This is a genomic window from Halobacterium wangiae (genome assembly GCF_021249345.1).
Classification (GTDB): domain Archaea; phylum Halobacteriota; class Halobacteria; order Halobacteriales; family Halobacteriaceae; genus Halobacterium; species Halobacterium wangiae.
On the sequence record NZ_CP089588.1, the window covers coordinates 1431152 to 1445468 of the forward strand.

The following is a 14317-nucleotide window of genomic DNA, read 5'->3' on the forward strand; positions in this document are numbered from 1 at the left end:
AGCGTTCGTCGCGAGTGCGGTCAGCACCGTCACCTCGTCGCGTTCCCCGGAACGCCTCCGTGGGGAGTCCCGTGGGTCGGTTCGTTTGACCGGCGACCCCCGCCCCGCCGTGCACTTATTACCCGTCGAATACTACGTAGTGGCGAGTTGAGTACCCGTACGAGCGCCCTCGACGCCCTCGTCTTTGGCGTCGACGTGCAGAGTGGCGACGTGCGTGGGGACGCACCCTCCTACGCGCTCGTCGTCTTCGACGGAGAGACGATAGAGCGCGACGTCGTCACCCGCCGGAAGCTACTGCGCCGCGTCGACAGCGAGGAACCGGCCATCCTCGCGACGGACAACATGTACGAGCTGGCGGCGGACAAGGACCAGCTCGTCCACCTCCTCCGGGGGCTGCCCGAGGCGACGAAACTGGTGCAGGTGACCGGCGACGAGCGCCCGGAACCGCTGTCCCGGGTCGCCAAGCGCCACGGCGTCCCCTACGGCAAACCCGCGATGGAGGAGGCCGAGGCCGCGGCCCGTCTCGCCGCGCGGAACGTCGGCTACGAGGTGTCGGCGTTCACGAACGAGACGACGGTGAAGGTCTCCCGGGGCCGCTCGACGGGTGGCGGTGGCGGGTGGAGCGAGGACCGCTTCACGCGCCGCATCCACGGCTCCGTGAAGCGCGCGAGTCGCGAGGTGGAGTCGAAGCTGACGGAGGCCGGCCTCGAGTTCGAGCGGGAGGTCACGGAGAAGTACGGCGGCTACGCGAACGCCGTCTTCACCGTGCAGGCCCGCCCCGAGGACATCCCCGTCTCCAGTCGGCGCTCCGGTGACACCCGCGTGGAGGTCGAGCCAGTGCGTCGGGACGGCATCGAGTTCCGGCCGCTCGCGCGCCGCCGGGACCGCGTGTTCGTCGGCGTCGACCCTGGCACGACGACGGCCGTCGCGCTGGTCGGCCTGGACGGCCACGTACTCGACGTGATGAGCACGCGGACCGCCGACACCGCCGCGGTCATCGAGTGGATCATCGAACACGGCCGTCCCATCCTGGTCGCGGCGGACGTGACGCCGATGCCGAACACCGTCGAGAAGATCCGCGCGAGCTTCGACGCCGCCGGCTGGGCGCCCGACACGGACCTCCCGGTCGACGAGAAACAGCACCGCACCCGCGAGGAGGGGTACGACGACGACCACCAGCGGGACGCCCTGGCGGCGGCGCTGTACGCCTACGATGCCCACGAGGACCAGATCCGGCGCGTCACCGAGCAGACGCCGCGCGAACTCGACGTTGGCGAGGTGGTGGGGCGGGTCGTCGGCGGCGAACCGCTCACCGCCGTCCTCTCGGACCTCGAGGAGTCCGAGGAGCCCGAGGAGGAGACGGTCGAGCACGACCCCCGGGAGCTCACCGCGGAGGAGCGCCGCATCCGCGACCTGCAGTCCCAGGTCGGGCGGCTCCGGTCCCACGTCGCGGACCTGGAGGCCGAACTCGACGAGAAGGACGACCAGATCGCGGAGTACGAGGACGAACTCTCCGAGGCTCGCCGCGAGGAGCGCCAGGAGGCCCGCGAGCGCCGCGAGGCCACCCGCCTCCAGTGGGAGAACGACCGCCTCGAGACCGAACTCGACGAGGAGCGCGAGCGCGCCGACGAACTCGCGTCGAAGCTCGAGCGGCTGAAGGAACTGTGGAAACTCGACCACTCGAACTTCGCGGACGTGAACACGAGCGGCGACCTCGTCGCCGTCAAACCCATCGACCAGTTCACCGTCGACGCTATCGAGGCCGTCGACGAGGAGTACGGCATCGCCAGCGGCGACGTCGTCTACCTCCGGGACGCCTCCGGCGCGGGCCGCCGCACCGCGGAACTGCTCGCGTCGTTCGACCCCCGCGTCGTCCTGCGCTCGGGCGGGCTCTCGGACGCCGCCGACGAGGTGCTGTTCGAACACGACGTCCCGGTCGGCCCCGCCGACGACGTGACCATCCGCGAGGTGGACGAACTCGCGCTCGCCAGCGAACGGGACGTGGAGGCGGTCGTCGCGGAGTGGCGCGAGCGCCGCGAGGAACGACAGCGCGAGCAGAAGGAGAGCATGGTCGACTCCATCATCAGCGAACACCGCGCCGACCGGGAGTAGCGTGTACGACGAAGAGGCGACAGCTTTTGTGTCGGGCGAGCGACGGGGTAGGTGACCGATGACCTCCGAGAGCGGACCGACGCCACCGTCGGAGCGCATCGTCGGACTCGACGCGCTCCGCGGGTTCGCACTCCTCGGCATCCTCGTCATCAACGTGCGACTGTTCTCGATGCCGGAGGTGGTGTTGCTCAACCCGACGGCGTACGGGGAGTTCACCGGGGCGAACTACTGGGCCTGGTTCGCCGGCCACGTCCTCGTCCAGCAGAAGTTCATGACGCTGTTCACCGTGCTGTTCGGCGGGGGCGTCGTCCTCTTCACCCGCAACGCCGAGCGGCGCGGCGACCCGGCGCTCGGACTCCAGTTCCGGCGGGCGCAGTGGCTCGTCGTCTTCGGCCTCGCCCACGCCTACCTGCTGTGGTACGGCGACATCCTGGTCGCCTACGGCGTCACCGCACTCGGAGTGGTCTACCTCCGCGACCAGACGCCGCGAACGCTGACCCTGCTCGGTGTCGCCCTGCTCCTGGTTCCCTCCGTCACCGAGGTCCTGTGGGCGCTGTTCGGCGACCTCTCGGCGTTCGCCGACACCTGGCGGCCGGCCCAGGACGCCCTCCGGGCGGAAGTCGAGACGTACCGGAGCGGCTGGCTCGCCCAGATGGACCACCGCGTCCCGACGGCGTTCGGCCGGCAGACGTCGGGCTACCTCTCGTCCACCGTCTGGCGCGTGAGTGGGACGATGCTGTTCGGGATGGCGCTGTTCAAGTGGGGCGTGCTGACCAACGACCGGTCGACCCGGTTCTACCGCCGTCTCGTCGTCGTCGGCGCGGCCAGCGGCCTCGCGGTCGTGCTCGCCGGCGTCTGGTACGTCGAGGCGGCCGACTGGTCGGCGTCGGCGGCGCTGTTCTGGATCCAGTTCAACTACTGGGGGAGTCTCCCGCTGGCGGGCGCGTACGTCGGCCTCGTCATGCTGTACGCCCGGTGGCGGCCCGGGGGCGTCGTGACGCGGACGCTCGCTGCGGTCGGTCGGACCGCCTTCAGCAACTACGTCCTCCAGTCGGTGCTCGCCACGACCGTCTTCTACGGCCACGGCCTCGGGCTGTTCGGCCGGGTGAGCCGCGTCGAGGCGCTCGGCGTCGTCGCGGCCATCTGGGCGGTCCAGGTCGTGCTGTCGGTCGTCTGGCTCCGGTACTTCCGGTACGGCCCGATGGAGTGGCTCTGGCGCGTGCTCACCTACGGCGAACGCCAGCCGCTCTGGAAGCCCCGACCGGAGGAGTGAGGCTCCGGAGCGAACGCCCTGTGGCGACCACCCACCAGACAGAACCGTTCACACGGTTCCAGAACGCCTAACTCCGCGCGTGGATTCTGCCCGAGCATGGACACCTACGAACTCGTCACTCGGAACGCGGCGGAAGTCGTGACCGAGGAGGAGGTCGAGGAACTGGCCGACGACCCCGCAGGGAAGCGGGCGTACGTCGGCTACGAGCCCTCCGGCGTCCTCCACCTCGGCCACCTGCTCACCGCGAACAAGCTCATCGACCTGCAGGAGGCCGGCATCGAGGTCGTCGTCTTGCTCGCGGACGTCCACGCCTTCCTCAACGACAAGGGGACCTTCGAGGAGATCCGCGAGACGGCCGAGCAGATGAAGGCCCAGTTCCTCGCGTACGGCCTCGACGAGGACCAGACCGAGTTCGTCCTCGGCAGCGACTACCAGCTCGACGAGGAGTACGAACTCGACCTGCACGCCCTCCAGGTGGAGACGTCGCTGAAGCGCGCCCAGCGCGCGATGGCGGAGATCCAGGGCGGCGAGACGGCGAAGGTGAGCCACGTCGTCTACCCGCTGATGCAGGCGCTGGACATTGAGTACCTCGACGTCGACCTCGCGATCGGCGGCCTCGACCAGCGGAAGGTCCACATGCTCGCCCGCGAGGAGCTCCCGAGTCTGGGCTACGAGAAGCGGCCCGCGCTCCACACGCCGATCATCGGCGACCTCACGTCGGGCGAGGGGAAGATGAGCTCCAGCGCGGGCGTCACCATCTCGATGGAGGACTCCACCGAGGACCTCGAGGAGAAGGTGAACTCGGCGTTCTGCCCGCCCGAGCGCGACCCGGAGGGCGACCTCGTCAACCCCGTGCTGGAACTGTTCCAGTACCACGTCTTCCCGCGGTTCGAGACGGTGGTCGTCGACCGCCCCGACGAGTACGGCGGCGACCTCACGTACGACGACTACGAGGCGCTCGCCGACGACCTCGAATCGGGCGAACTCCACCCCGCGGACGCGAAGGGTGCGCTCGCGACGTACCTCGACGAACTCATCGAACCGGGCCGCGAACGCCTCCGCGAACTCCGCGGCGAGTCGGCGTAGGGTCGCCATGACCGAACCGGACTTCGAGGCGACCGCGGACGCCTTCGGCATGCTCGCCGACCCCGTCCGCGTCGAGATACTGGCGACGCTCTGGCAACTGGAGTCCGCTACGGTGCCGTACTCCGAACTCCGGGACGCCGTCGGCCTGCGCGACTCGGGCCGGTTCAACTACCACCTCACGAAGCTCACCGACCACTTCGTCGAGAAGGCCGACGACGGCTACCGCCTCCGACCGTCGGGGATGGTCGTGCTGAACGCCATCTACGCCGGGTCGTACGTCGACGCACCGGTCCGCGGTGGTCTGGACGTCGGGGGAGAGTGCCCGACCTGCGGGAGCGCGCTCGTCGGCGAGTACGACGCCGGGATGTTCCGGGTGTCCTGCGGGGACTGCGAGGACCAGCTGTTCATGCTGTCGTTCCCGCCGCGCGGAGTCACGCGGCGGGACGACGACGAGCTCCTGGATGCCGTCTCCATCTACACGCGAGCCCACACCCGTCGCTCCAACAGCGGGCTCTGTCCGTTCTGTGGCGGAGCGATGGCGATGTCCCTGGTCCTCGACGCGGACAGCGACCTGCCGCTGTCGACGCTGGTCTACTCGGACTGCGCGAACTGCGGCACGGAGAACCGGTCGAGCGTCGGGTTCTCCGTCCTCGAACACCCCGCAGTCGCGGGGTTCCTCCACGAGCAGGGCGTCGCGCCCGACGCACCGCCCTGGGGGTTCGACTGGTGTCTCAGCGACGACGCCGTGACCGTGGCGTCGCGCGACCCGCCGCGCGTCCACCTGGACGTCGCCGTCGACGGTAGTGAGGAGACGCTCCGTGTGACCGTCGGCGACGACGGGCGCGTCGCCGAAACCGAGTGCGTCGAGACCGTGTGACTCGACCACGTCTCCCGCTGTGGCCGCCCAGACAGGCGCTCTCTCGGCTGCTCCTCGGACGTGTAAGCGAACCCTGGAAAACTGTTTTGTACCCGCCGGACAAATTATTACGATGGGAAGAAGGCGAAATTAAATCGTTGGCTTCTTCTAACAGTTCTCCGTAGCTGCTTCTCCGGCGCTCGAACGCCTGTGTTTCGGGGGTCGTCACGCGTGACACGCCCGCCCAGCCCGACTCAGCGACGCCGAGTAGCCCGCTATCCGACGCCCACCGCACGCCACCACATGACAGGCAACCACGACACCGACGGTACCGACTCCCCGACCGACCCCGATACGCTCGCCGACCGCGACGGCGTCGACTTCCGCGAGAACACACACGAGGTCGACGCCGCGGAGTTCGAGTCCGCGACGGAACTCGACAGCCACGTCGTCGTCGGCGTCACCGACGACCGCGGCGTCCTCCTGGCGAACGACGGTCACCACGGCTGGACGCTACCGGCGTTCGCCGTGGACGACGGCGCGGACTGGCTCGCGGTCGCGAGCCGCGAGTTCGAGGTGCTGACCGGCACGCCCGTCACCGTCGACGGCGTCGAACGCGTCCGGCGTCGGGAGTACCGCGTCCCGGACACCGACGACCGGACCGTCGTCTGGAACGTCGTCGTCCGCGCCTCCCCCGCCGACACCGCGACCCTCCTCGCCGACCCCGAGAGCCGAGAGGACGGTACCGAACTCCAGTGGTTCGACGGTACGCCCGACGACGCACCGGAAGCGGTCGCCGACGACGTCGAGTGCGTCCTCGACCCGAACAGCTCTGCGAACGAACGACCGACGGACGGCCAGCCATGACAGACGCCACTCCCACCGACCCGACCGAATCGCTCACCGACCCCGCTGCACTCGCCGACGACCCCGGCGTCGACTACCGCGAGGCCACGGACGACTCGCACTTCGAGCTGAACCGCGACAACGAGGGCGTCGCCGTTCTCGGCGTGACCGACGAGGCCGGCGAACTCGCGCTCGCAGACGTGGGTCCCGTGACCATCCTCCCGCACGCCGTCGTCGAACCCGGCGCGGACTTCGCCGCGGTCGCTCACCACGCCGCCGACGAACTACTCGGCATCGACGTCACGCTCGACGACCTCGTGCGCGTCCGCCGCAAGGTCTCCACGTCCGAGGACGCCGAGGATGATGCCGTCGCGTACGACGCCGTCTACGCGGCGTCACCGGCCGGCGACGGCGTCCTCCCCGATGAGGTGACGAGCTGTCAGGTCGAGGAAACCGGCTGGTTCGACAGCCTCCCCGACGCCCTCCCTGACGACATGCGCGACGACGCCCGACTGCTAATCGACTGACGACGACCGAAGAATCGACAGCAACGGAACAACCGACGCGAGCATCCGCTGAACGAGCGGTCTAACGGACCTGAGTGAAGCGGTTCACCGAGCGCGAACGCAGTGAGCGCTCGGGCCGACGAACCCCCGGAGGGGGTGAGGAGTGCTTTTTCCGCAAGTTTTTGCCGAGGGGGTCGCGGAGCGACCCCGCAGCGCAAAAAGTGCGTCTTAGAACCCGAACATCCCCATCACGGACTTCGCGGCGCTGCGGACGACGAGCGCGAAGCCGACGAGGACGAGGACGAGACCGACGGCGACGACGGGGGCGGTCCAGGCGACGACGCCGACGCCAGCGAGCACGAGCAGGATACCGAAGACACCGGAGAGTCCGATCTTGTCGAGCATACCGCCACCGTAGAACAGCGCGGTGGTAAGCGTACTGGTCGCGGCCCGGTCGGCCGTCTCAGGGCGAGTGGGTGGGGTTTAAACGGTTTGGTGTCCAATCTGCGCGCATGAGCGACGACAGTGGACGCAAGAATCTGCGAATGCCCGAGGAGGGCGAGGTGTTCGCAGAGGTCACCGACATGCTCGGTGCGAACCGCGTACAGGTTCGATGCGCCGACGGGACAGAGCGGACCGCCCGCATTCCCGGCCGGATGCAGAAACGCATCTGGATACGAGAGGGCGACGTGGTGCTCGTGGAGCCGTGGGACTGGCAGGACGAGAAGGCGGACGTGGCGTGGCGCTACGAGAAGGCAGAGGCCGACCAGCTCCGGGAGGAAGGGCACATCGAATGACGGTGATACGGCGGTGACCGACGAGTTCGGTCTCGCCGAGGACACGGAGGGAGCGGCCGGCGACGAGTTCGAGGAACTGGACGTCAGGGACACGGAGGCCGACCGCATCGCGCGGCGGCAGGACCGCGAGTTCGCGGAGTTCCGCAAGCGCCTGAAGGACACCGAGCAGTTCAAACTCGACGACGGCGCCTTCGACGACGCGACGTACGCCGCCGTCTACAAACTCGTCCAGGACGGCTACGTCGGCGCGTTCGGTGGCCCCATCTCGACGGGCAAGGAGGCCAACGTCTACGAGGCGCTGGACGCCGAGGGCGGCGACGTGGCGGTGAAGGTGTACCGCATCAACGCCTCGAACTTCCAGCAGATGCGGGACTACCTGGAGGGCGACCCCCGGTTCGAGGGTATCCGTGGGAACAAGAAGGCCGTCGTGCTCTCCTGGACGCGCAAGGAGTTCTCGAACCTCCAGCGCGCGAAGGCGGCGGGCGTCAGGGTGCCCGAACCCATCGCCGTCCAGCGGAACGTCCTCGTGATGGAGCTGATCGGCCGGGAGGGCGACGCCGCGTCGAAGCTCAGCGACGTCGACGTGGAGAACCCGGACACCGCCTTCGACGTGGTCCGGGAGTACATGCGCCGCCTCCACAGCGCGGGCCTCGTCCACGGCGACCTCTCGGAGTACAACATCGTCGTCTACGAGGGCGAACTCGTCGTCATCGACGTGGGACAGGCGGTGACGGTCCACCACCAGAACAGCGACGACTTCCTGCGCCGGGACTGCCGGAACGTCGCGAACTTCTTCGCGCGGGAGGGCGCCGACGCGGACCCCGGGGAGCTGTACGACTACATCACGTCGCACGCGGACCCGACGACGGAGGGCGAGACGACGGGGGGCGACGGCCGCGGCATCGAGGGGCACGAAGCGACGGACGCCGAGGACGACGCGGACGGCGACTGACCGCTCGGACGACTAGTCGTCCTCGGGGTCGGCCGTCACGTCGACGGGGTCGTTCGACTGTTCGCCGAGTCCCGGAGCGATGATCGCCCGGAAGTCCTCCTCGCCCCGGAGGTCCTCCTGGACGAGGTCCCAGAGGCCGACCGTGATGCACAGCGCGGCGGCCGCGTGGATGAGGTGGATGTACGCCGGCGCCAGTGTGCCGATGACGGGGCCGGTGAGGGCGTAGACGAGCATGCCGACGGTGATGAGCCGGAAGAACCGCTGGTAGTGGACGACGAGCGTCTCCGCGTACAGCAGGTAGAGCAGGCCGAGCGCCGCGACCGAGCCGAGCACGAAGTCCAGGAGCGCGATGTCGGCGATGGCGACCACGCTACCCACCCCCGTAGCTCATCCGGCGGTGCATCCGGAGCGCGAGGCCGACGAAGACGACCAGCAGCGCGAATCCGGCGCTCTCCATCAGCAGCGCTACCTCGGTGTACGCCGGGAACACGAGCAGTAGCGGGTGGTACAGTGCCAGCACCGCCATCAGCAGCGGGAGCACGGCGAGCACGCTGCCGAACGGCGACCCCCTGAACTTCAGCCAGGCCTGTAGCCCCAGCACGAACCCTGCCGCCCCGACGAGGCTCGCGACCAGCACCGAGACCTGGTACGGCGGATGCTGCATTACGTGCCGACGCAAGGAATCAGTTCTATTAAATGTACGTGCGGTGGCGAGGCTGGCCGCGGGTCGTCGGGGGCTGGCGACACCGCTTTGTCGGCTGCGAGCGTTTCGAGGGCATGAACGACGAGGCGACGGCAGCGGTCGAGCGCCAGCCACCGGAAGCGGCGTTCGCCCTGCTGTCGAACGACCTCCGGGTGGCGATGCTGCGAGCCCTCGGCGAGGCCGCCGACCCGCTGGCGTTCTCGGAACTGCGCGAGCGTGTCGGCGAGGCCGACTCGGGGAAGTTCAACTACCACCTGGGGAAGCTAACGGGGAACTTCGTCACGCAGGGCGACGACGGCTACGAGCTCTCGCTGGCGGGCCGACGGGTCTACGGCGCCATTCTCTCCGGGCAGTACACCGCCGACGCGTCGGTCGACCCCTTCGAGTTCGAGGGGCCGTGTCCGTTCTGCGGGCACGAGACGCTCGTCGCGGAGTACGCCGACGAGCGGGCGCGGCTGTACTGCCCGGACTGCGAGGTGTGGCGCAACGAGTTCTCGTTCCCGCCGGCGAGCCTCGACCAGTTCGAGCGCGCGGCGCTCCCGGCGGCGTTCGACCGCTGGATGCTCGCGACGGTCGTGAAGGTGCTCCAGGGGTTCTGCGCGAACTGCGGCGGTCGCGTAGACGGCACGCTGGTGCCAACCGAGTCGGACCTGCCGATGGACCTAGCGGCGCGCTTCGAGTGCCGGCGCTGTGGCGACGAACTCCGGTCGTCGCCGACGCTCCCGGTGCTCTTCGACCCGACAGCCGTCGCCTTCTTCGAGGCCCACGGCGTCGACGTCTTCGCCGACCCGTCCTGGCGGTACTTCGGCCCCGACGACGAGTTCGCGGTGTCCACTGCCGACGGCGACGAACCGACCGCGACGGTGCGCGTGGCGCTCGGCGACGACGAACTCACCGCGACCGTCGGGCCGGACGTGCGCGTTACGGACGTCCGCGTCGAGTAGCGGTCGCGCCCGGGAGAGCGCCGCGCCACCACAACGTTTTTCGCCCGAGCGGCGACTACCTCCGTGTATGCAGTCCGCTCCCACCCGCTGGCGCTGGCGTACGTCGGGAGCGGACAGTCTCGCGTTCGCGGCCTGACGGGCGTCACTCGCTCGGGTCGGACGCGTTGCTCCCTCCGCTTTCTTCGCGCACCACTCCCCGACCAGCCGAACCCACAGCCAACACATGACAGACGACTCCGTCACGCCGTACGCCGTCGCGGGCGACGTCGACTACGAGAAACTGCTCGCCCGCTTCGGCGCGGACGCACTGACCGACGACCAACGCGCGCGGTTCCCCGACCACCCACTGGTACGCCGTGGCCTGTTCTACGCGGGCCGCGACGTCGAGGAGTTCCTCGCCGCCGACCAGCAGTCCATCGTCACCGGCATCGGTCCCTCGGGCCCGATGCACCTCGGGCACGCGATGGTGTTCTACTTCGCGAAGCGCCTACAGGACGAACTCGGCGCCCGCGTCTACGTCCCGCTGTCGGACGACGAGAAGTACTGGTTCAGGGACCAGACGCCCGCGGAGACCGGCGAGTACCTCCGGGAGAACCTCCGGGACCTGCTCGCGGTCGGCTTCGACCCCGAGTTGACGCGGTTCGTCGTGGACACGAAGGACGCCGACGTCGTCTACCCGCTGGCGACGGCGTTCGGGAAGGACGTCACGTACTCGACGCTGGAGAGCGTGTACGGCACGCCAGACAACGTCGGCCAGGGGTTCTATCCGGCGGTCCAGACGGCCCACCTGCTGTTGCCCCAGCTGGTCCACGGCGAGCACGAGACGCTCGTCCCCATCGCGGTCGACCAGGACCCCCACGTGCGGGTGAGCCGCGACGTCGCCGCGAAAGCCAGATACCCCGTTGGGAAGCCGGGCGCGCTGCTGATGCAGTTCCTCCCGTCCCTCGGTGGTCCGGGGAAGATGAGTTCCAGTGAGGGCGTCGCCGTCCGCCTGACCGACGACCCCGACACCGTCCGGCGGAAGATCCGGAAACACGCCTACACGGGCGGCCAGTCGAGCGTCGAGGCCCACCGCGAGAAGGGCGGGGACCCCGAGGTGGACGTGCCGTTCCAGTACCTCTCGGCGTTCTTCGAACCGGACGACGAGGAACTCGACAGCATCGAGCGAGCGTACCGCGCGGGTGAGTTGCTCTCCGGGGAACTGAAGGAACTCGCCGCCGACCGCATCGTCGAGTTCCTCGAGGGCCACCAGGCGCGACGCGACGAACTCGGGGACGTCGAGGCCGAACTCGCGGCCTACCGGCTCACCGAGGCCGAACGCGAACGCGCGCGGGACGCGGTCGGGTTCGACTACTGACACCACCCGTCGAACCAGCTGACCGACAGAACTGATTTTCTGTCCCGTGCCGAGCAGAACTATCATTCTGGAACTACTTATCGGGTGTTCGACGCTCCATCCAGTATGCGTCACCTGCTCGCCGACCGGAACTTCCGTCGGCTGTTCGTCGGCCGCCTCGTCACGAACGCCGGGGACAGCCTCTACTACGTCGCCGCGATGTGGCTCGTCTGGAAACTCACCAGCGACCCGGTGTACACCGGTGTCGCCGGGTTCCTCACGATGGGGCCGTCGGCGCTCCAGTTCCTGCTCGGGCCGCTCGTCGACCGCTGGGACGTCCGGCGCATCCTCGTCGGCACCCAGGCCGTTCAGGCCGTCCTCGTGCTCGCCATCCCGCTGGCGGCGTACACTGGCCACCTCACCGTCTGGGTCGTCCTCACCGTGATGCCCGTCCTCTCGCTGCTCAACCAGTTCGTCTACCCCGCCCAGAGCGCCGCCCTCCCCCGCATCGTCGAACAGGAGGACCTCGTCGACGCGAACTCGGCGTTCAGTCTCGCCTACCAGGGCGTCGACATGGTGTTCAACGCCACGGGGGGCATTCTCGTCGCCGTCCTCGGCGCCGTCACGCTCTACGCCGTCGACAGCGTCACGTTCCTCGCGGCCGCCGCTACGTTCGCCGGCGTCCGCATCCCGCCAGCCGCCGACGCGGAGAGCAGAGCGCCCGCGGACGCGTCCACGGAGAACGTCGCCACCGACGGCGGGGAACCCGCCGACACCGAGGGGGCAGCCGGCGGGTACGTCGCCGAACTTCGCGAGGGGTTCACGTTCCTGCGCGGGACGTTCCTCGTACTGGTGCTCGTCGGCTCCGCGTTCGTGAACTTCGGCGCGGGCGCCGCGATGGCCGTACTCCCGCCGTTCGCGGCGTCCATCGGCGGTGCGAGCGCCTACGGCGCGCTGATGGCGGCGTTCGCGGCCGGCAACCTCACCGGCGCGCTCGTCGCCGGGCGCCTCGACCACCTTCCGCTCGGTCGGCTGACCATCGGTGCGTTCGTCGCCAGCGGCGTCCTCTTCGTCGCGGCCGCCAGCGTCGCGTGGTTCCCCGCCGTGCTCGCGCTGTTCGGCCTCGCGACGGTCCCACTCGGCCTCACGAACGTGCTGCTCGCGTCGGTCGTCCAGTCCGCCGTCCCCGAGTCCAAACTCGGGCGCGTATCCAGTCTGCTCGGGAGCGCCTCGACGGCCGCCATGCCGGTCGGCACGCTCGTCGGCGGCGTCGTCGCGAGTGTGCTCTGGCCCGCCGCCGTCCTCGCCGGGTTCGGCGTCACGGTCGTCGTCCTCGCCGGCTACTGGCTGGTGACCCCCCGACTCCGCCGTCTCCCCCGGATCGGCGACATCGACACACTGGACCGAACGGCGGAAACCTGAAACCGTAGCGCTCCCGTTCTGAGTGTATGAGCGAGGACGCCGAGGACGCGTTCGCCGCCGTCGCCGACGAACTTCGCGTCCGCATCCTCCAGGCGCTGTGGGACGCCGAGGACCCGCTGTCGTTCTCGGAGCTGCGGGACCGCGTCGACGTCCGGGACTCGGGCCGGTTCAACTACCACCTCGGGGAGCTCCGGGGGCGGTTCGTCGAGCAAACCGAGGACGGCTACGAACTCCGGTTCGCCGGCATGAAACTCGTCACCGCACTCCACTCCGGCATCTACACCGAGGACGTGTCGGTCGGGCCGGCGCCCGTCGACGGCGAGTGCGTCGTCTGTGGCGGCGACCTCGAAGTCCACTATGAGGATGAACGCGGCCGCGTCGACTGCGTTGACTGCGAGATGGCCGTCATCTCCACTGGCGTCCCCCCGGCGTTTGTCGACGGCCGGGAGGACGATCTCGCGGCGGCCATCGACGGCTACGTCCGGAGCACGCAACGCAAGTTCGCAGACGGGTTCTGCCCGGCGTGCAGCGGCTCGACGACGGGTCGCCTCGAGGACGGCGAGCACGGACCACAGATGCTGTACACCTGCGACCGCTGCGGTGGCGAGTTCCAGGGTCTCGTCGCGGCGGCGGTCGTCGACCACACCGAGGTCGTGGCGTTCTACCACGAGCACGGCCACGACGTTCGGGACATCCCGGTCTGGGAACTCGACTGGTTCGACGACGCCGGGTGGGACGGCGACCACGCGGTCGTCACCGTCTCGCTTGACGGAGACGAACTCGCACTCACCGTCGACGAGAACCTCGACGTCGTGGGCTCGGAACGCGCGTGAGAGCGTCCCACACTGGTGACGAAGGCTTTTACGCGCCGACCGAATAGGTCGGTCCATGAAACACGTGAAGATTCCGCAGGACCGGATCGGTGCGCTGATCGGCGACGGGGGTGAGACGCTCCGCCGGATCGAGCAGGCTGCCGAGGTCGAACTCGATGTCGACTCTCAGGACGGGTCGGTGGCTATCGAGCGGGTCGGCGACCCCGTGCGCGGGATGAAGGCCCCCGAGATCGTGCGGGCCATCGGGCGCGGCTTCAAGCCAGACGAGGCGCTCAGCCTGCTGGACGACGACATGCGGATGTTCGACACCATCGACATCGACCGCGCGGCGCGCAACGACAACGACCTCCGCCGGAAGAAGGGCCGCCTCATCGGCGAGAACGGACGGACGCGGGAGCTGATGGAGGAGCTCACCGGCGCGAACGTCGTCATCTACGGGTCGACGTTCGGCGTCATCGGCCAGCCCAACGAGGTCGACGTCGCCAGGTCGGCCGCCGAGATGCTGCTCGACGGCGCCCCCCACGGTGCGGTGTACTCGTTCCTCGAGCGCAAGCGCACCGAGGAGCTGAAACGCCAGGGGATGGACTACCACGAGTTCCCCGGGTAACGGCGTCGTACCGGTCCTGCGGTGGACCGCACCACTCGTTCGTA

Annotated in this window: 16 protein-coding genes; 13 read left to right on the forward strand and 3 right to left on the reverse strand. The window is 69.1% G+C overall.

What is annotated here, in order from left to right; translation table 11 throughout:
* Positions 1-147 precede the first annotated feature (147 nt).
* The 6 genes from LT965_RS07825 to LT965_RS07850 all read left to right on the forward strand — a co-directional run bounded on the left by LT965_RS07825 (position 148) and on the right by LT965_RS07850 (position 6700).
* The gene (locus tag LT965_RS07825; RefSeq protein WP_232703462.1) at positions 148-2112 is read left to right on the forward strand and encodes a DUF460 domain-containing protein; all 1965 of its coding nucleotides are present in this window, start codon (positions 148-150) and stop codon (positions 2110-2112) included.
* A 58-nt stretch (positions 2113-2170) separates the two neighbouring features.
* Positions 2171-3385, forward strand: a complete 1215-nt coding sequence (locus LT965_RS07830) for a DUF418 domain-containing protein (RefSeq protein WP_232703463.1) — start codon at positions 2171-2173, stop codon at positions 3383-3385.
* A 96-nt stretch (positions 3386-3481) separates the two neighbouring features.
* Positions 3482-4471 (forward strand): tyrosine--tRNA ligase, encoded by a 990-nt coding sequence (locus tag LT965_RS07835; RefSeq protein WP_232703464.1) that lies wholly within the window; start codon positions 3482-3484, stop codon positions 4469-4471.
* A gap of 7 nt (positions 4472-4478) precedes the next feature.
* Positions 4479-5348 carry an ArsR/SmtB family transcription factor gene (locus tag LT965_RS07840; RefSeq protein ID WP_232703465.1) on the forward strand — a complete coding sequence of 290 codons (870 nt, stop codon included), beginning with the start codon at positions 4479-4481 and terminating at the stop codon, positions 5346-5348.
* 282 nt (positions 5349-5630) lie between these two features.
* The gene (locus LT965_RS07845) at positions 5631-6194 is read left to right on the forward strand and encodes an NUDIX domain-containing protein (RefSeq protein WP_232703466.1); all 564 of its coding nucleotides are present in this window, start codon (positions 5631-5633) and stop codon (positions 6192-6194) included.
* Positions 6191-6700, forward strand: a complete 510-nt coding sequence (locus tag LT965_RS07850) for a hypothetical protein (protein ID WP_232703467.1) — start codon at positions 6191-6193, stop codon at positions 6698-6700. The genes LT965_RS07845 and LT965_RS07850 overlap by 4 nt, the downstream gene beginning before the upstream one ends.
* A 207-nt stretch (positions 6701-6907) precedes the next feature.
* On the opposite strand, the gene LT965_RS07855 is transcribed toward LT965_RS07850, so the two are convergent.
* On the reverse strand, positions 6908-7084 hold the full coding sequence (locus LT965_RS07855) for a DUF7470 family protein (protein WP_232703468.1): 177 nt from the start codon (positions 7082-7084) through the stop codon (positions 6908-6910).
* 107 nt (positions 7085-7191) lie between these two features.
* Here LT965_RS07855 and eif1A point away from each other — a divergent pair, with 107 nt between their 5' ends.
* Both eif1A and rio1 read left to right on the forward strand, forming a co-directional pair.
* Entirely contained in the window at positions 7192-7476 is a 285-nt protein-coding gene (gene eif1A / locus LT965_RS07860) for a translation initiation factor eIF-1A (protein WP_232703469.1), read from the forward strand.
* 13 nt (positions 7477-7489) lie between these two features.
* Entirely contained in the window at positions 7490-8428 is a 939-nt protein-coding gene (gene rio1 / locus LT965_RS07865; protein WP_232703470.1) for a serine/threonine-protein kinase Rio1, read from the forward strand.
* A 12-nt stretch (positions 8429-8440) separates the two neighbouring features.
* Here rio1 and LT965_RS07870 read toward each other — a convergent pair whose 3' ends face one another.
* Both LT965_RS07870 and LT965_RS07875 read right to left on the reverse strand, forming a co-directional pair.
* Positions 8441-8797: a hypothetical protein gene (locus LT965_RS07870; RefSeq protein WP_232703471.1), complete on the reverse strand. Its 357-nt coding sequence runs from the start codon at positions 8795-8797 to the stop codon at positions 8441-8443.
* A gap of 1 nt (position 8798) precedes the next feature.
* Positions 8799-9092: a hypothetical protein gene (locus LT965_RS07875; protein ID WP_232703472.1), complete on the reverse strand. Its 294-nt coding sequence runs from the start codon at positions 9090-9092 to the stop codon at positions 8799-8801.
* A gap of 113 nt (positions 9093-9205) precedes the next feature.
* On the opposite strand from LT965_RS07875, the gene LT965_RS07880 reads away from it, so the two are divergent.
* The 5 genes from LT965_RS07880 (at position 9206) to LT965_RS07900 (ending at position 14273) form a co-directional block, all read left to right on the forward strand.
* Positions 9206-10075: a winged helix-turn-helix domain-containing protein gene (locus tag LT965_RS07880; protein WP_232703473.1), complete on the forward strand. Its 870-nt coding sequence runs from the start codon at positions 9206-9208 to the stop codon at positions 10073-10075.
* Positions 10076-10298: 223 nt separating this feature from the next.
* Positions 10299-11432: a tryptophan--tRNA ligase gene (locus LT965_RS07885; protein WP_232703474.1), complete on the forward strand. Its 1134-nt coding sequence runs from the start codon at positions 10299-10301 to the stop codon at positions 11430-11432.
* A 105-nt stretch (positions 11433-11537) separates the two neighbouring features.
* Positions 11538-12833, forward strand: a complete 1296-nt coding sequence (locus LT965_RS07890; RefSeq protein WP_232703475.1) for an MFS transporter — start codon at positions 11538-11540, stop codon at positions 12831-12833.
* Positions 12834-12859: 26 nt separating this feature from the next.
* Positions 12860-13666, forward strand: a complete 807-nt coding sequence (locus tag LT965_RS07895) for an ArsR/SmtB family transcription factor (protein WP_232703476.1) — start codon at positions 12860-12862, stop codon at positions 13664-13666.
* A gap of 55 nt (positions 13667-13721) precedes the next feature.
* Entirely contained in the window at positions 13722-14273 is a 552-nt protein-coding gene (locus LT965_RS07900; RefSeq protein ID WP_232703477.1) for a KH domain-containing protein, read from the forward strand.
* Positions 14274-14317: the final 44 nt, after the last annotated feature.